Source organism: Occallatibacter sp. (assembly GCF_049582745.1).
Classification (GTDB): domain Bacteria; phylum Acidobacteriota; class Terriglobia; order Terriglobales; family Acidobacteriaceae; genus Telmatobacter.
Genome location: NZ_JBAUUO010000045.1, coordinates 63,386 through 81,385 on the forward strand (window position 1 = coordinate 63,386; position 18,000 = coordinate 81,385).

The 18,000-nt window shown below is 55.7% G+C and carries 13 protein-coding genes and 1 pseudogene; 3 read left to right on the forward strand and 11 right to left on the reverse strand.

Annotated elements, in window-relative coordinates:
• Positions 1–67 precede the first annotated feature (67 nt).
• The 5 genes from WCA10_RS05895 to WCA10_RS05915 all read right to left on the reverse strand — a co-directional run bounded on the left by WCA10_RS05895 (position 68) and on the right by WCA10_RS05915 (position 9,192).
• Positions 68–1,234, reverse strand: coding sequence for a tetratricopeptide repeat protein (locus WCA10_RS05895; RefSeq protein ID WP_472821576.1), 1,167 nt, complete (start codon positions 1,232–1,234; stop codon positions 68–70).
• Positions 1,231–2,379 carry a tetratricopeptide repeat protein gene (locus WCA10_RS05900; protein WP_472821577.1) on the reverse strand — a complete coding sequence of 383 codons (1,149 nt, stop codon included), beginning with the start codon at positions 2,377–2,379 and terminating at the stop codon, positions 1,231–1,233. The genes WCA10_RS05895 and WCA10_RS05900 overlap by 4 nt, the downstream gene beginning before the upstream one ends.
• A gap of 50 nt (positions 2,380–2,429) precedes the next feature.
• Entirely contained in the window at positions 2,430–6,146 is a 3,717-nt protein-coding gene (locus WCA10_RS05905) for a TonB-dependent receptor (protein WP_472821578.1), read from the reverse strand.
• A gap of 673 nt (positions 6,147–6,819) precedes the next feature.
• Positions 6,820–8,352 (reverse strand): malectin domain-containing carbohydrate-binding protein, encoded by a 1,533-nt coding sequence (locus WCA10_RS05910; RefSeq protein WP_472821579.1) that lies wholly within the window; start codon positions 8,350–8,352, stop codon positions 6,820–6,822.
• Positions 8,353–8,532: 180 nt separating this feature from the next.
• Complete coding sequence (locus WCA10_RS05915) at positions 8,533–9,192, reverse strand: NAD(P)/FAD-dependent oxidoreductase (protein WP_472821580.1); 660 nt, start codon at positions 9,190–9,192, stop codon at positions 8,533–8,535.
• Between the two features lie 1,032 nt (positions 9,193–10,224).
• On the opposite strand from WCA10_RS05915, the pseudogene WCA10_RS05920 reads away from it, so the two are divergent.
• Positions 10,225–10,362 (forward strand): annotated as a pseudogene (locus tag WCA10_RS05920) (hypothetical protein); the annotation flags it as partial.
• Between the two features lie 24 nt (positions 10,363–10,386).
• Here the strand turns inward: WCA10_RS05920 and WCA10_RS05925 are convergent.
• The gene (locus WCA10_RS05925) at positions 10,387–11,385 is read right to left on the reverse strand and encodes a tyrosine-type recombinase/integrase (RefSeq protein ID WP_472821581.1); all 999 of its coding nucleotides are present in this window, start codon (positions 11,383–11,385) and stop codon (positions 10,387–10,389) included.
• 819 nt (positions 11,386–12,204) lie between these two features.
• Here WCA10_RS05925 and WCA10_RS05930 point away from each other — a divergent pair.
• Positions 12,205–13,017: a TrmH family RNA methyltransferase gene (locus WCA10_RS05930; RefSeq protein WP_472821582.1), complete on the forward strand. Its 813-nt coding sequence runs from the start codon at positions 12,205–12,207 to the stop codon at positions 13,015–13,017.
• Between the two features lie 260 nt (positions 13,018–13,277).
• The gene (locus WCA10_RS05935) at positions 13,278–13,973 is read left to right on the forward strand and encodes a DUF6348 family protein (protein WP_472821583.1); all 696 of its coding nucleotides are present in this window, start codon (positions 13,278–13,280) and stop codon (positions 13,971–13,973) included.
• On the opposite strand, the gene WCA10_RS05940 is transcribed toward WCA10_RS05935, so the two are convergent.
• Genes WCA10_RS05940 through WCA10_RS05960 form a run of 5 tightly spaced genes read right to left on the reverse strand, consistent with a single transcriptional unit; the run spans position 13,960 to position 17,927 of the window.
• Positions 13,960–15,102, reverse strand: a complete 1,143-nt coding sequence (locus WCA10_RS05940; RefSeq protein WP_472821584.1) for an AAA family ATPase — start codon at positions 15,100–15,102, stop codon at positions 13,960–13,962. The two genes, WCA10_RS05935 and WCA10_RS05940, sit on opposite strands and share 14 nt — an antisense overlap.
• Positions 15,099–15,821: an RNA ligase family protein gene (locus WCA10_RS05945; protein WP_472821585.1), complete on the reverse strand. Its 723-nt coding sequence runs from the start codon at positions 15,819–15,821 to the stop codon at positions 15,099–15,101. Before WCA10_RS05945 ends, WCA10_RS05940 begins: the two co-directional genes overlap by 4 nt.
• Complete coding sequence (locus WCA10_RS05950; RefSeq protein ID WP_472821586.1) at positions 15,818–16,438, reverse strand: class I SAM-dependent methyltransferase; 621 nt, start codon at positions 16,436–16,438, stop codon at positions 15,818–15,820. Before WCA10_RS05950 ends, WCA10_RS05945 begins: the two co-directional genes overlap by 4 nt.
• Before the next feature lie 57 nt (positions 16,439–16,495).
• A complete protein-coding gene (locus WCA10_RS05955; RefSeq protein WP_472821587.1) occupies positions 16,496–17,128 on the reverse strand; it encodes a hypothetical protein in 633 nt (210 codons plus the stop codon).
• 58 nt (positions 17,129–17,186) lie between these two features.
• Positions 17,187–17,927 carry a hypothetical protein gene (locus WCA10_RS05960; protein ID WP_472821588.1) on the reverse strand — a complete coding sequence of 247 codons (741 nt, stop codon included), beginning with the start codon at positions 17,925–17,927 and terminating at the stop codon, positions 17,187–17,189.
• Between the last annotated feature and the right edge of the window lie 73 nt (positions 17,928–18,000).

The following is an 18,000-nucleotide window of genomic DNA, read 5'->3' on the forward strand; positions in this document are numbered from 1 at the left end:
CTTAAATTCGCGCAATTCATGACACAGACGAATGCGCGCCCTCATTACGATCAGTCATAACATGCCATCAAGGTCCGGTCGACTTGTGCGAGGCACTCCCAGGATTCTGCGGGCTCTTCGATGAATCAGCGTGAAGCAATTTTTCAATTTCCTGCTTCTCCCGGTTGGCGTCTTCCTTGCGGTCCGCGCCCGCGTAGGCACGAAACAAATCCCAGTGAACTCTGCTCACGTTTGGATCGTCGGCACGCGCAATCTCGAGTTCCTTAATGCCGTCGGCCACATTGCCCTTAGCTAACAGCGCCTCACCGGCAAGCATATGGGCGGAAGGGCGTTTCGGCTCAAGCTTGATAGCTTGCTGAGCGAGTGTCAAAGCGCCATCGAAGTCGCGTTGCGTGATCAGTTGGTCTGCAAGCCGGATCCGGGCAAGAACGTGAGAGGGCGAAATCTCCAGCTCACGCTCGAACTCGGGCATCGCTTCGTTCGGATGCAACTGCACGAGATATGCACCATAGAGGAAATGAACACCGGGTTCATTCGGATACGCAGCAACCAGCTGCTTGAATGCAGAGTCAGCTTCTTCGTAGTGCTGCGTCTGCATGGCCACAACAGCACGGCCGGCCATATCGACGAGTGCGCGACGGTCCGGCGGTATTTCGGCGGGAAGGAGAGGCAATCTAAGTCCCGCGAGGCCGGCGGGCTCAATGAGGGCTGGGTCTGGCGGGCCGGACGCGAGCATTTTCAGAAGCATATCCATGCTGTCGTCGCTCCGCTCGAATCGGGTAAGCAGGACTGCGACATCGTAGAAGACTGACTGCACCATCTCTTTGCGGTCGCCCATGCCCTGCGCCATGGCGCGCTGCAGATGGTCGAGAGCGCGGGGATACTCCCGCAACTGGAATTCGCTCATCCCAAGCAGTGCCCATGCCGGCCCCGCATCGGGGCGAATGGTCACGAATCGACGCAGTACATCGCGCGTTTCAGAGTACTGCTGCTTTTCGTAGAGCATTGAGCCGAGATACCACAAGGCCTCTTCCGATTCTGGCTGTTCGGCGGCAGCGCGCCGAAAAAGCCGGATCGCTTCGTCATCACGGTTTTGGTCGCGTGCCTTTTCCGCAGCCTCAAGCAACTGGTTAAAACTCATGCCGGACGCAGCGGAGGGTTTTTGAGATGTCACGCTCGGAGTGGCGAAAGCACACAAGGCAAGAGAAGCGACGAGAAGCAGTTTGCGAGTCAATGAACCTTCTCCTGCGTTTCGCCCAGCTTCACTTTCGCTGAAGCCATCACGTCTTCCTTGTTCTTCAGCGTGAGAAAGGCGGCGGACTCGGCCTTTGCTTCCTGTGCTCGTCCCAGTTTGCTGTAGACCATCGCCAGATGGGCGCGCACGCCGGGGCTGTCCGGTGCGAGCTGTTTTGCGGTTTGCAATTCACTCAAGCTTCCATGCAGATCGCCATTTGCAAGGAAGACACGTCCGAGAAGATGGTGCGCCTCGGCATTGCTGGAGTCAGCATTGACGGCCCGCCGCGCCATGAGACCAGCCTCCGCAAGGTCGGCTTTCTCTAAATCGATTCCTGCGAGTGCCACCAGGGAAGGCACATGACTGGCGGATATCTTGAGTTCTTCGCGATACTCGCGCTCGGCTTCCACGGCCTTCCCCTGGACCGTATAGATCGTGCCGAGGAAAGAATGCACTTCAGGTTCCCCTGGATAGCGACTTTCCAAACGCACCGCGAACTCATCGGCGCGCGCAAAGTCCCGGGGAGATTGCGCGTCATATAATGCTGCTTTCCCCGCCAGCCAGACGCGTTCGCGCATCTCGGGAGGATAGTTCTCGGGCACATTGCGCATGCGCAGGGAAGCCAGGCCCATGGCCTCGGAAAGTCCGGGAACGTCGCCGAGGCGCGGCGCCACCGTGGCCAACAAATAGAGAGACTCGACGAATCTGCCGTCCCGCGTCAGTAGGAGGCCAAAATGAAATACCGCCACGTCGCGGAGTTCCGGCGTACCTGCCCAGCCCGCGCCTGCCCAGGCGCGAAACTGCACCAATGCGTCATCGTACTTGCCGGTTTCGTATTCGCAGAGACCAAGGAAGGCGTAGGCGGGGCCGCGGTGTGAGGTGCTGGCGAGAAGGTGCTGGAAGGCGGCAGTCGCCTCGGCAAAACGATCCTGATCGTAGAGCAAGCTGCCAAGATACCACCAACCGTCTGCCCACGACCGACGCAGATCTGTGCCCTCGCGATACAAGCGTATCGCATCCGAAACACGATCCTGGACTCTGGCAGCCTCGGCCTGCCTGGCGACCGCCTCGAATCGGGCCGGAGCTGTAGCGGCGGAGGCCGTCATCGAGAAGACGACGAGGAGTCCGGAGATTATAGAACGCATACAAAAGGATAATGCCTGGGGCGACCAAAGAGTCGCCCCAGGTGTAAGGGTTAGAAGCTGAACTTTGCGCCGGCCTCGAGAATACGATGGCCGTAGGTATAGTCCGCATATCCGAAGTCCTTGCAAGTCGGACCAGGGCACGCTCCTCCGCCATTCGCTGCGCTCGTGCCGTTTCCATTCGTCAGCTTGTGGGTGGTGCTATCGAAGCTCAGCTTGAGGTTCGAGTCCCCATTGGAGAACGACGTCAACGGGTGGTTCAAGAAATTGAACCCGGCGAAGCGGAGTTCCACATTCTGACGCTCACCGATCTTGAAATTCTTGAGCAGCGTCAGATCGCTGTTCCAGTAGGTGGGCAACGGTATGTATGCAGAACGTCCGTTGCCAATCCCATCGCTAGCTGTAACTGGTGCCGCTAAGCAGTCAGGATTGATATATTGGCCTTTTTTGAGACCCATCCTCGGGTTGCAGGTCAGAACCGGCCTGAGATTGACATCCGGCGATCCAACCAGCTGAGCAGCCGCACCCGTTCCTGTAGTTCCCATGCCGTAATCGTACCCGCTGCTGGCAGACACCGGAGCTCCAGACTGAATCGTAGTGATTCCAGAAACCTGCCAGCCACTGGCAGCGCCGCGAACAAAGTGGTTTCCGCGTCCCAGCCCCGGAACTGAGAGGACGTACGAGGCATTCAGGACGTTCCCGCGATTGATGCTCAGGACCGACCAGTATTCGTGTACGCCATAGTCCTTGTACGCTGCTGTCGAAGCACTGTTGCCGAGGTTCTTGGCCCAGGTATAGTTCAAATCAAACACCGCCCAGCCCGCATTCCGCTTCAGGCTCACTTGCATCGAATCGTACTGGGATTTCTGGGCGCTTTCGTTGGCAGTTAAGCCCGTGTAGTTGGAGTAGGGACGGAACAACTGCTGGCATTTCGAGTCAGTCTGCATTGCTGCCAGTGTTGCGTCCAGCGCGCCACACTTAGCCGTTACGGCAGCAGCGTCGCTCATGGCGCCGATTGGAACCGAATCGAGGTTGACGCTGGCCTGTCCAAGGTTGGTGTGGTTACCGACGTAGGCCATTTCAAACAAGAATTTGTGCCCCAACTCCTGGTCGAGGTTCAGGCTGTAGGTAACGCCATAGGGCTGGTCCTGGTTCTTCGGATCAATGACCCCAACGGACGAATTGGTGTAATCCGACTCCACGCCCAGGACGATGGCGGGAGCGCAATTGACGCCTGCTGCGCATGTGGTCGTTGAGGAGTTCGCTCCGCCGGTGTTGATGTGGCTGTCAATTTGCTCCCAGGTACTGCAGTCAGCGCCTCCTGAGCAACTCCAATAAATCGATCCCTTGGCTGAGTCCGCTGGGCCCTGGTTGAAGCCGGGGTAGTAGCGGAAGATGCCCCAGCCGCCACCCAAACGGGTCTTCCCGTTGCCATAGACGTCGAATTGCGCACCAAATCGAGGCGAGTAGACCAGACCGGCCGCGGTGCCGCCGGACTTCGGAACGCTCTTGTTGATTCCGTAGTAGGAGATTCCGGTGTTCTTGACCCCTGCCTGGTACGCCTTCGGATTGAAGGTGATTGAACCGTATGGTCCGTCGGCAGTCGCTACGCCGAAGTGTTCAAAACGCATGCCATAATCAACGGTCACTCGGCGATTGAGCTTCCAGTGATCGTTGCCATAGAACGAGAAGTCGTCCCAAATCATCTTGGTTGGTGACACATAGGCCTGCTCCGTGTAATGGAACCCAATGCCCATCAGCTCATCAGCGTAGACGTTTCCGGAAGGGCTTGAGTTATCCCAATAGCTGTAGTCAAAGACACCCATATACTGGGCCCAGTTATCTTGCACATTGTAGACGTGCTCCCAGAAGCCGCCGAACTTGGCGGTATGGGTGTTGAAGACCTTGGTAAGATCGGCTGCCCCGCTCGGAATTCCTTTTTCCGAATAGAAGTTTGGATGATAGTCGTGTCCAATATCTCCCATGGTAGAGATACCTGCACCCCAGCTGAGAGCCACAGGCGCATTGGCATTTCCAAAGACGCCCTTCTGGGGAAAGCCCATCTCGTTGCGCAGGACCTTCGACGAGTTCTGCGGGCTGCCAGGCTCGTACATGTGCGTATATCCGTAGCGAGCCTCGACGGTCATCGTCGGCGAAAAGACGTGCACAAAGTTCGCCGTGTAGAGATCTGAACTGTTGAAAGCGTTGGTCTGGCTAGGCGCGGGAAGCGTGCCATCGCCAGCCGTCGTCCATAGCCCCATGGGCCAATGGGCTCTCTCAGACTGATGGCTCCAATTCACATAAGCCTTGGTGTTGTCGGAGACGTTGATGTCCAGCTTAACGGAGTTGTGGAGATCGTTCTGATGGGCCTGTACCGGCGTGACATAGTTGAACCCCTTGGCATCAATTGTCGGCGAGGTAGGGGCGGGCAGGCCGGACTTCATGAGTATCTGGGACGCGTTGTCCGAGGCCAAGCAGGCGGCAGACATTACGCCGTCGTTGATCGTGCAGCCAGGACGCAGGCTGGTCACCCCTGAACCCGCCGTGGGCGTGCTCGCCAGCCTGTTCAGCCAGTTGTAATCGCTGTACGGTACATTCTGACCCCCGCTTGTCAACGCAGACATGCCGCTGAAGTCGCCATTCAACATTGCTGTTGTGGGAACGTAGGCGCGCGTGAGGCCGCCGTCGATGAGCTGCCGGTAATTCTCAGCGAACTCGGTGAAAAAGAGCTTATTCCTGACCTTGTGGAATGGGCGCCCCGGGAGGATCACCGGACCGGTTACGCTGAAGCCTGGATACGAGTAAATCCCGCCACCCTTAAGCGATCCCGGCTTATAGGAGTCCGGATTCTGCACTTCTGTCAACTTGTTAAAGGAGTCCTCCGCGTTCATCCCGTAGTGCCGTTCGAGGAAGTGGATGTCGCCGTGGAACTGCGGTCCACCCGATTTGGTGACTGCATTGATGACCACCGGCCCCTTGGCGTTATCGGCCCCGTAGTTCGAGGACTGAACGGTTAACTCCGAAATCATGTCGGGATTGGGGTTGATAGGAGTGTTCCCACCCATCGAGCCGGGGTCCATCGCATTCTGTCCGTCCTGGTTGAGCGAGAGTCCCGCACCCTGTTGGCCGTTGATGGTCACTTGACCTAAATTGCTGGCGCCGCCAACCGAACCGTTGATTCCGATAATCTCATTGCTGGCGGCCCTGTTTGTGCCCCCGTTCGACTGCAAGGCAGAGCCAGGAAGGGTTTTCAGGAACTCGAGGGAGTTGCGGCCAACCAGCGAGAGCTTCTGCAATTCATTGGAGTCGATGTGGTTCATGCGCGCGCCCGAGTCCGACATCGCGATCTCGTCTGAGCTGGCGCTCACTTCGACCGTCACCGTTTCGGCGCCGACCTTGAGCGGAATGCTGAGGCTCCTATCATCGGCTGATTGCAGAACGATGCCCGTGCCCGCCCATTTCTGGAAGCCCTTGGCCTCAACCGTGACGCTGTAGATTCCTGTCGGCAATTGGGTCGCCGAGAAAAACCCTGAGCTGTTCGTGACGAACTGGCGGGCCACCTTCGTATCGGTGTTCTGAACGCTGACTTTGGCACCCTGAAGCACCGCGCCGTTGGTGTCCGTAACAGTACCGGAAAGATTTGCGAAAATTGATTGTGCAAATGCTGCCGTAGATCCCGTCAGCAACAGCCCAACCGCGATAACGACGAGGCAGGCTCTATAGCCTGCCCAAATACCTCTGGCCAACCCCGAATGAAGCACAGAATTCATTTGTTCTCTCCCTATCTGCTGCCCACCGCAAACCGACGAGGCTCCCCTTCGATTTGTCAGCCTTTGGGCTCTTTGCTGCGGCCCATATTCTTTGCCTCCCGAACTTCCTCGCAGACCGAACTGCGAGAAAGATAGGGATCTGGAAGACCCTGCAGTGCGCTGCGGCGCGAACGAGAACTCGGGAAGCACACCCCTCGCCTTCGTTCATCCGCTTGCGCATTTGTCTGGAGGATAATCCGATGTCTAGTAAACTTGAACGTAAGCGTTTACTTGGACGGATCGTTTCTATCCCCCAGAGCTCTTCGTGCAGCGTGATTCCAGTGAAATGAATCGACACGAATCCTCCACATGCTGAAAGCAGCAGTGAAGTTCAATCTTGTACGGATGCCATGAAACGTTGTACGTCGTTGACAATAATCGATGTACGAAACGCAAAGTACTTGTTACATGGCGCTGAAGGGGTGCGGTGCTAGGTGAGCGAGAAATAGCCTTGAACACAATTACCGTCCCCAAGGGGTTATCCTCGGCAAAAGCTCAATTCTATTTGGGGGGTAAAGCGGAAGCGCGGCCAACCTCAGGTCGACTAGAAATGCTCCCTGCGATTCAACCGGAGCGAACCAGTCCTCTTACAGGAATCCCGCTACAACCCAATCAACAGAACAGGAGACGTAATTCATTTGGATTCGTCCAGAACCTCAATTCCAGAGACGGTCGCATTGTTCGCGATTGGTTCAAAGGTGAGATTCAGCTTCCCTAGTGCACTGGGCTTCAAGTGACGAAAGGTTTCAGTAAGTTCGTTTAGGCTGCCAGCCTCCTTGAAGATGTCGAAATCGTCAAGCAGTGTCTGCCCATTACACATAACCTTGAAGATCCGGCTACCCGCTCCTCCGTTCCCTTGCGATCCGGAGCCGAAGTAGAACTCTGCGAAGTGGAGGATGATCGTATAGCGGTCGCGCGTGTCGACGGGAATCGCATAGGTAAAATGCCCATATCTCTCTCCGGAAAAAAGATCCGGATCGGGAGAGTGCGGAAGCGGATGAGTCTGAGCGGACAGGCGTCCGTGCATGTAGTAGTTGTCCGCGTGCCACAGCCGACCGTCGTGATCCGTTATTGGTGTGGTTTGCATGATGAGTCGGATCGGAAGTTGTGCATGCGGTATCCCCGGTAGAATCTCTATCGCATTCAGCGAGGGAACTCCGGTTGCGCCTACAAACTGAAGTCGAAGGAAGCCGTCTTTCCCCGGAGAAACATCACGAAATACACGCTCATCGGCGATATCTTCCCCGAGGGCATCCGCGTTTATATCGAATCCCAGTAGCGGGTATTCTCCATTGATTCCTACGTTGAACGAAGTGCTTTCGCTTGATTTAACGGGGGTCGAAAAGAAGAGATGCAGTTCATAGAAACCTGACTTAAGCGGAATGCTGTAGGAGAAGTCTCCAGTTCGTGAATGCTCAAACAAAAACGGATCACTGGTCCTTGCGATGAAACCCGGGGCGCGCTGCCAACTGCCGCCCCCGGAGAAATACTGATCCGGATTCCAGGCTCTCCCGGCGCTATCAGTCCTCGGTGGGCCACTGTAGCCCGCGAGTAGTCGAATCTCTGGAGAGGAGCCCTTAGGTTGAAGAGCCGCGGAATCCGACGCTGGCGCCGAACCGCCATTCAGCGTTAGACGCGTGGAGGACGCTCTCGTATGAAGGTATAGGAAGATTCCCAATGCGACAAACGCAAGGCACGCCGCGGATATCGCATATTTCCAGTACTGAGTAAGCCATACAGGACGCCAGTTCTTCTGGTAAAGGTCAGATTGTGAGGCAGATGAGATATTTGCTGAAACCGGCGAGGGTAGTCCTCCTTCAGGCTTGTGAATGAACACTGGAACATAGCTTCCGGGCGGAAGAGTTACTTGGATCTGATGATCTCTTCCCTCCTTTTCGTAAAACTCGGTAAGGCGCTTTCGAAGCCGGTGAGTCTCGACCCTGGCAATCGCGTCATCTGCGGCGTTGAATACGGTCTTGGAGCGGCCGAGGACTTCAGTTGCGATGTTGTATTCATTTAGATTGTCAACCTTGCCAGAAAAGAAACTCTCCCCCATATACCGAAGCAGTTGGGATAGTCGTGGCCACCTGGCCAGCGCTTCGACAACAGCCTCAATTTCGGTGCGTTCCGCATCGGCAGGTTGGACGTTGGGATGATCCAGGGGCATCACCACTCAAAAGAGATATCTATCTAAATATATAAACATCGTTCATTGCTGGCAATTTCTGGTCGACCATGGCGGTTGCGAGGGGTTCTTCGACCGAACCTGATCTGTCAGCGAGTTCCCGGCAGCCAGCGGCGCGCGATAGCTATGAACCTGGTTTGGCTACGCCACGAATGCTCTGCTTTAGCAGCACGAGAGATGTTGATGAACGAAAGCGACGGCTATGCTGCCTTCTCCTACGCTGCTCGAAACGCGTTTGATCGAGTTGTAGCGAATGTCCCCTACACAGAAGAAGCCGGGAAGATTTGTCTCCAGCAGAAATGGAGCACGATCTGCCGCCCAACCTGGCTGGTCGCTCACCTCGCGCCCCGTGCAGGCAAAGCCGTTTTCGCGTTGGAGCTGAGCTGGCAACCAATGGGTTACTGCATCGGCGCCGATCATGACAAACAGTGCATCTGCAGCGCGGCGAATAACAGGACCTACCGCCTTCCGGGTTTCAATGGATTTCAAGCAATCCGTGCCGTCCGCAGAGACCACCAGAGTTTCCGTCTCCATCGGAATGTGCGGCACTAGAGTGATCTGATCGATCAAGTATTGCGACATGCTACCCTTCAGATCTTGACCGCGGACCAGCATTGTCACTGAACTCGCGTATTTGGCGAAGAACAGGGCAGCATGGCCGGCCGAGTTGCCGCCGCCAATGATAAAGACTCGCTTTCCTGCGACAGTTGGCGCCTCCGTACACAGTTCATCCGGTGAGAAGCACCGTCGTCGCTCCACCCCGGAATTAAACACCGGATCACGCCTTCTCACCGCCCCAATGGGTTCCACGGAGGCTGCCACGTTGACCTCTTCTCCGCGAGCTGTTCGACACCTGAATGCGCAGAGCGTCCGCTCCTCCAAAGACGGTTTGGAAGGAAGCAACGGTCGTGTGGATTGGCCAACCGTTCTGTGCCGAAATGAGGGCGAGAAAGGTGAAGCTTGACGGAGATGATATCGGTCATTTGCGAATTCACTTTGGCTCTTGGGACGAGAGGTTCATGGACACCTCCATTTTTGCGTTCGACCCCGCACAAACAGGTCGTTGAGGAGAGATTGATCTCACTCAGATCTGCTGTCCAAGACTTCTTCGGTCATCGTCAATACCTGACAGTTATCGTTAGGTCTCCGCCGGGAATCCGAAGGAATAGGATGTCAAGTTTGGACCCTTTTGGCACCAACATTTCTGGCCTGTTCGCGCCCAATTCTTCACCGTGAACGGAGACGGCGATCCCAAAGGCGATCCTCAGTGATCGAAGTGCGATTGCTGGGGTAGACGAGCACCGATTCCAACGGTTTGAGAGCTTGAATAGGCATCACTCGGACGTATCATGTACGCCGTTCCGACAAGGATCTCTTTCATTCTTTGAGGGCGACCTTTCACCAGAGTTTTGTCGCAGACGGCGTTAACGTGCGCTCTCCTGGTTGCAACTACGGGGTTGCACTTCCGATGTGCGAAGCACTTCTCAATGAGGGCAAGCTTCATTGGTCATTCAGGAAGGCCCGGTAGATTCAAATGCGGGGAATAGGAGTTTACGAATTTGCTGAGAAAGACTCCTCTAGCGCGCCCGGTTACTCCCTTCAATTCCTGTCGGTATCTGGGAGCGTCCCCCTGATGCCTTTCTGGCATCAATCTTGCCTAAAAAGGTCTCGGACGGAGGTGGAATTTGGGCGCAATCTTTGGGAAAGCGAGGTCAGCTTGTGTTAGAGAACCGAACAAATTCCCGCCACCCGATCTGATTGATGCGGAGATTTTGCAACTCTAATTGAGACCTGCTTAAAAGCGCTATTCAGGTTCAGCAAAGGAGCTTGTGCATGGATCGATGAGTCGAAAAGCTGCTCTATTCCAGGCGTGACACCGCCGAAGCACTCAGTTTGAGCATTCGTTCCATCGATTACCTCATCACCACTGGACGCCTTCCTGCTCGACGGGTGGGAGCCAAGATTCTTATTCCGGCTAGTGCTGTCCGGCGTTTCGCGCGGGAAGACCATCCTGATTCAGTCCGGTCCAGCAGCCCAAGCAGTTCCGTTCATGCAGGGAATAGTCAGCATTCTGCGGACGAATCGATGCGCCGCTTCCTGCCGCAAAGAGAGGGGTTCGATAGCACTCCGACATTTGGGGCGAAAAAGCTTCATTAACACCCGCAGCTCAAGCTGCCGCCGGATTAGTTTTTCGATCGCGGCTTGGTTGTGTTCCGGCGCCAGATGCGCGTACCTCGTCGTCATCGAGATTGTCTTATGGCCAGCAAGCTCTTGTACGGTTCGAAGGTTTACATCCTTCATGACCAGACGACTAATGAAAGTGTGACGCAGATCATGCCAGCGAAAGTTCTTCACGTTTGCCTCTTCGAGCGCAAGCTCAAACCATGCGCGGGGATCGTTCAAATCGCGCCCATATCTGGAGAGAAAGACACGACCACTGTGAGGCCGAATAGCATGGAGCGCTTCGAGAACGTTGAGGCAGGTCTTGTTTAGGGGAATTTCTCGATCGCTTCCGTTCTTTGTTCTCTCTAATTTGATGCGTTTCCTCGACAGCGATATCTGGGGCCATTCCAGACTGAACTGCTCACTTTTTCGCATGCTTGTGTTCAGTGCTACATCGAATTCCGGCATGTGCTTCGGGAATCTTTTCTTGATCGCCTCGCGCAGCCTCTTTTCCTCACCTGCCGACAGAAACCGAATGCGGGCATTATTCTCGGCTCGTTGCTCGACCATCCTCGCAGGATTGTTCGTGACCTTGCCGTCGGCCAACGCGATCTTGAACGTCTTCCCGAATACATTTTTGTAGCGATTCTCGGTCGCGGCAGACCATTTGTGTGAGCTGATCCAGCCATCAATGTCAGACGGCTTAATCTCGTCAGCAACTCGGTCGGCGAAGGCTTCCAGGATGAATTTCATCCTCCCCTTAAAATTCCGAACATCCCTGCGCTCGTGATTGACGTACCAGTCAATCGCTTCCTGGGCAAGCACCGAAAACTTGATGCCGTTGTCCTTCATGTTCGCCGGCATCTTTACGCCACGGAGTATGTCAGCCTTGCGAATCTTGTATAGCTTGATGGCATCGCCGCGTCGACCCACTTTCTCCCGATGCTCGACTCCAGCGTCTTTGAAACGGATCCACCAAATGTCGGAGCCTGGGTCCTTCTCGAAGACTCCTCGTTCCTTGCGAACCACCTTCCTCGGCATAGGGAACCTGCCTCCTGAATGCGATCCTAGCAAAGTCGGAACAAAGTGGCACCAAGGGTGGTACCAGCACCCATTTTGCACACTTCATTAATCGAGGTTTCTTGCTATAACTTATTGATTCTATGGTGCCCGGAGGGGGACTTGAACCCCCACGACCGGTAAAGGTCTGCGGATTTTAAGTCCGTTTTTGGCCAATTTGCACCGAGTCGCAATCTGTCGCAGATTGCCGCATAAGAGTTTTATAGTCAATATGATATGGAGAATACTTGTCTTGCAGTAAATCGCAGCGAGATGCACAAAAGTTGGAAACGAACAGCCATCAAAACAGCCACTGGAACTGAACTAAATTAGCGACACGACGCGTCGGATTAGATGTCCGATTCTGCTGAAGATCGATCCTCGTCGCCGTCCGGACTAGGGTCATTGCTGTGCCGGCTCTGGTCAAATCCCCTCAGAATCATTGCCACAGTCTTGAGCGAGGCGGTTGATCGCCGTGCAGACAGTCGGACCGCGAATCGGAAGTTGCGGGCCGCTCATCGGCCTGGAGAAATGCCTTCCGTTATGGGAAAATCAACGATGGAGTTCAATACCTTTATGGCAGCGGTGCCATGACACAGCCGCAAGGAGGAAATGAATGAGAAAACGTACCCAGTCGTCAGTTCCCCCCGTGATCCCCGCTTTCTAGCACTCCGCTCGCTTCAGACCTATCAAGGCCGTTCTCGTACTCAACGCTACATCATCGAAGGCATCCGTCACCTTGCACGCGCCGTCGAGCACTCCGCTTCAATTGAATCCGTCTTTCTGGACCCTTCGGTTCTATCAAATCCATTTGGCCAAAAACTCGCTCGCCGACTTCGTCAGCACGGCGTACACGGCACTCGTCTTTCGCGCGAACTCTACCGCGATCTGACGCTCGCAACCGAACCACAAGGAATTGGCGCGGTTCTTAAGCAGAGGTGGTTCCCTCTAGAACTGCTCTGCGCGACAAGAAACTCAGTATGGCTCGCGGTTGAATCGATCGAGTCGCCCGGAAACCTGGGGACAATCATTCGGACTGCTGAGGCGGCTGGGGTAAGCGGGGTCTTCATCCTCAACCCGAACTGCGATCCGTACGATCCAGCAACAATTCGGGCTACGATGGGATCGCTCTTCTCGCAAAAGTTGGTGCGGTGCTCTGTGCCGGAATTCAAGTGTTGGGCAAAATCCAACGGTGTATCTGTTGTTGCTTCTTCGCCGTCTGGGCTGATGGATTACAGATCGCTTGCATACCGGTTTCCCACCGCTCTCATAGTTGGCAGCGAGAAGCAAGGACTTTCTGAGCAGCTGCTTGAGACTGCCAACTTCGTAGTTCGCATTCCAATGCAAGGAGGTTGCGACTCGTTGAATGCGGCAGTTGCGACAGGTGTTCTATTGTTCGAAATAACGGGCCAGCGGAAGGAATAACTTTGAGCGAGAAAAGATGTTATTGGGCTACGACGAGTGCCTGCACCTCACTCGGACCCGACAGCCTCTTGTATTCTTTTTCAAATGAGGTCATGTCGGTGAACGGCTTCGATGAAGGCAGCGCCCCTAAGCGCTCGCCGTCCAACCCGGGAAAAGGCTCTGCCGGTTCAGTCGCCTTCCAAAGGGCTGAGAAGAGTTGGAAAGAGAGGTTCGATCTCGTGGGACTTTTGGCTTGGGCGTTAGCGCAAAAGGGGCACGCCGTGCGAACCGAAAAGCACTGGCTTGTGCACGAGAAGAGCGGTTTCACTCTGATGCCACAAATCGTTGAGTTGCAGCCACTGGATGAGGGTGGGGTTCGAACGACATCCACAATCCAAACCAACCACGATGTCTTGATGCCTGATGGCGTCTTTGAGTATCAGCATTCTACGGGGGATCATGTAGAGGAGTCGTTTCGCACGGGCTTTGAGCAGTGGGTAGAGACCGATTTCGTGGCATTGCTGGACGCGCTCAAGGCGAGGCCTGAAATCTGCACGTCTCTGGAGTACGAATTTCCGCCGAAGACGGGAATGTCGGCAGAGTGCCGCCGCGTCATTCTAGGTCCTATTACGCACATTATCCAAAATCCAAAGGCCCGGGCGGAGCAGCAGATACCCGAAGCACAAGAAAGAACTCAGGGAGATCATTGCGAAGACCATGAATTCTGCCCCTGCTGTCTGCTCACGAATTCGTTCGAGGTGTTCAGGGAACTAATTGAAGACCGCGGTGTCTACGGTATCCGTCTGTTTGCAATGCGCGATGCCAATGGATATCCACAAGCCGACTGTAGGGTGAACGGCAATGACTGGGACAAAGGCACCGAGGCTCTACGAAAGTACGTCGGCACTTGGCCCGCGGCTGGGTTCGAAATGCGGAAACAGTACGTAGTGGTGCAGACGATGCTCAAAGAGTCCTAGTGCAAGCTTTTCCTTCAATCCAGTACTCTACTTCCTGCGCCTCAGTTGGCGAAGGTACCTGCCAGCGATCAAGCATTCGCTCGATGGCTGCCGCTGGAACGGGGTTTGACCGCTCCCTGTTTTGGCGGAAGTGCACATCAGGTGAAGCCTCGACGTAGATGATCCGAACTTGAGCGCCGTAGTCTGCGAGCAGATCGATCAATTGCGTTCGCAGGTCCCGGGAAAGATTCGTAGCATTCCACACAAAATCCTCATGACGTCGAAGAAATTGGCGCGCCCTTTCCCGAGCGGCCTGCACCACGCGCCCCTGGGAGCCTGAGGCGTCCTCGCCGAGTTCGATACGCAGAGCGTCGAGGCTTACGACAGGCACACCGGGCATGTGATCCGAGATCCAGGTGTCCTTTCCTGCTCCCGGCAAGCCAGAGATTACCGTCACTCGGCAGGCGAAGTCCTCATGCGCGAGGTAGTCCGGGCTGCGGCCCTCCGAGCGAAAGTACTCAAACCGGCTATGGGCGGACGGGAAGGCACGCGGCGACTCCAAACAGTCGCATTCTCGGCACAGCTCCTCGAATAGCGAAATGTTCGCGAGCAATTCTTCCTGGTCAGTGCAAATCCTGCCGAGAGCATCGACACGGGCCAGGAGCACCAAAAGCCCGCAATGCGCGGTCTGGCTTATTCGAAATGCCCGCCGTTGCACATCATCGTGATTGATGAGATGGAAGGGCGCCTGGTGGTATTCAATAAGCGCACAAATCTGTTCTCGGATGGCAAAAGGCGCGTGCATCTGCCACAGTATCTGGCGGGCGTCGATAGCTCCTCGTTGAGAATGGCCGCGGCTCGTTATTCGTCCTTGGTCCAGCCGGGTGCACGCGGGCTTCGCGACATCGTGCAGGAGCGCGGCTGCAAACAAGATGAGTCGTTTAGTCTCTGGTAGTCGTTGCCAAGCGTCGAATGACGCAAGAGCCTCAATCACCATGCGGGTGTGAATCCAGACGTCGCCTTCGCCATGGTAAATCTGGTCCTGTTGGCATCCTCGGAGCTGCTGAATCCACGGAAACGACCGGTCAATTGCGTCCCAATCGACCTGCCAGTCCGGAGCATTCGGGCGAAGCGCGCTCAGCATCTTCATATGGAGCTCCCGGATTGTGCAAGGTCCGTAAAGATGTCGACTCCATCGCGCAGCAGATTTGGTTCAAGCGGGCGGTCGAGCCAATGCACACCTTCTTGTTCGACGGTCTGCGTGAAACTGTCGCGCACATATTTATAACGGCCGCGGACGCATCCGTGCTCTTCCCACTTGATGTAAAGGCCTTCCATTATCTCCGTCGATGAGCAGGTCGAGCGACCGATCAGATCCTCAAAACGGCTTCGGAAACCCTGGCCGAGCACCGGGACCGAAACGACCGGGGTGGAGGAAAGAAGTACGCGACGGCGCTCGGTACTCAGAAATTCATCTGTCTCCCGATCGAACAGATCGAACTCCAAGAAGTAATGCGGCAAGCAGTCATAGCGGATGGTGTGCCTTGCGTAAAGCCACTCGCCGTACAGGGTGTAGCGGGTGCCTAGAGCGCGCGAAAGTGTACTCCGATGTGCGTTGGCCCAGCGTTTGAAGAGATCGAACTGCCGCTCTCGCGGTCCCCCTGAGAGCACATGGCCGCGACTCTGAAGAATGAGCGCACCGTCCTCATCGAAGCTGATAGCGCTGTTGGCCCCGTCGAGCTTCTCCTCCACAACCAAAAAGCACCCTTTTAGCTCTGCCGGCGAGACAATCGCGAGATCCTCGTCGCCCTGTTGCTGGCGCGAGCCGAGAAGGTGTGGTGTGCGCGGGTACTTGAGAATCGGCTTCATGGCTTGATGCAAATAAGAATGCGGTGATTGAGCACGTGCTCGATCTTCGGTTGTGGGCACCCGGCGGCGACTGCCATCTCTCTCAACCGATTCACCGTGAACAGGTGTCTGTGCTCGGGATTCTCGTCGGGTGTAGAGGGCACGCTGGCAATGATAAACCGTCGCGCCACGCGCAGAGCCTGGCGGAGTGCTGCCTCGGGGTTGTGCAAATGCTCCAGCACTTCAAGGATCGTGACACCGTCGAAGCTGGTGTCGGAAAATGTAAGCTCGGAGACATCCATCTGGAAGACCTGAAGGCGATGGATTCCTCCCTGGCGCACGGCTTTCAAGTCTGCAATGCGTTGATCGAGCACATCGATTGCCGTAACGGCCACTTCAGGAAATCCAGCTATCAGAGGCCAGAGAAATGTTCCCCGGCCACTACCAATGTCAAGCAGGGTCGCTGGCGCCAAGCTGCGCAACAGACTCAGCACTCGTCTAACGCGTGCTAGATCCTGGTTTTGCTTGAATTTATGCAGGCGCAGTCCCGCGGCAAGCCCATCATCGATGCTTGCTGTGGGATTATGCAGACGGCCACGAACAAACGCGGTAGCCAGTTCGCTGAAATAGCGCTCCATGGTTGATTAAAGAATACAGGCCGAGAATTCCGGTGCGTAAGCTTCTGGCAATCGTTTTTATTGGTTTGCAGCGGAGAGTGGATTTCCAATCAAAGCGCTCCCGCACTTTCCAAGGTGCTCAACCTCACCACGCGAAATCCCGCGCAACATCGCAGGATTCCAGTCCATTTCGTGTTCCGACAGACCCACGTAAAATGCTCCGGTCCGGCGGCGTTCGCGGCGGTGGCTCGTCATCGGTGTCGAAGCAACTGGTAGATAAACCATGATTGAGCCCCGCTTCTGTACCTCTGACTGACCGCTGAACCATATGAATGCAGCCTCCCTATCCACGTCCGCAATTCTCCTGGTAAGCGCCAGCATGCTCGCGCACTCGATATGCAACGGCGGCCTGGCGACGGTCTCGCCGTAGTTCGGTCCGGCAAAAACTCGCTGTGCAAGCACTCGGTGCGGGACAAACGGCGGCACGTGCAGTGTGACCTTATGAATGCCCGCGTAGAAGTGTTTTCCGACGGAGACCTTCCCTGCGAAGTGCATCCATTTCGGCCCAAACCAATTGTCAATGCGAATGACATATAGCCGCGTCGGCATGTAGTCGCGAGCAACACCAACCACAAGCGCCTGCGCCTTCTTCATGAACTCAACCGAGTCCTCTTGCAGCGTTGAAGTGAATTCTGCGACACCATCAAACATGGTTGACTCCTTTACCCTTACCCCAGGTCCCTTGCATGTCGAGACCGGGGTATTCGGGTTAATCGAGGAACGCAATTTGCGGAGCGTGCTTCGCAAATCGTTCCCGGTTCATGTACACGCGATGCCAGCCGTAGAGATCAATGGTCTTGTGATCCCGGTGCCGGACCTCGCCACGCGCGTAGACCTCGGCGTCGCGAACCATGCGCCGCCACATAAAGCTACGCGCTTTCACGTTGGCTTCGATGAGCTTTTTGTACTCAAACAGGCCGACGCCTGCCGGATACTCCCGACTCACCATAACCACTTCACCGCCACGCCTCATCAACTCTTCACACATATGAGGCTTGCTTCGGCCGCCACGGCTGAGCGGTTCGTTGCGCAGAACCACGGCGTTCTTGTCGTACACGCCGGGTTCGGGAACAAAGAACCACTCACCCTGCCGGATCGCTTCGCGTCCCTCAATCTCAGTGGGACGCAGGCTGTCGATTGCTGTCCGCACATCGCGAACGCTATCGCCCGGCACGGCTGAGGCAAACAGGTGGCCATCATCGCGCCCAAGCAGGAACTTGAGTTTGTCGCTTCCTTGACGAACCATCAGCACGAGGTGGCGCGAACGAGGCTGGACGTCGAGAATTTCCAACTGAGCTCGTTCATGACACCAGAGCACAAATAGTTCGCCGGAGCGGTCCCTGCGTACGTCAATTGCAACCATCGCCCCTTGACTACGGCCGGGTCCGCGCACAAAAACGCGCGCACCCATGCGGGCGAAGTGCCGACACAGATACTCCTGGGTCGTCATACGTTCCCTTCTAATTGTTTTGTGGGGTTGCCGTTATGCGCGGCAAAGGAAGACAGAAACAGAGCCGTCCTGC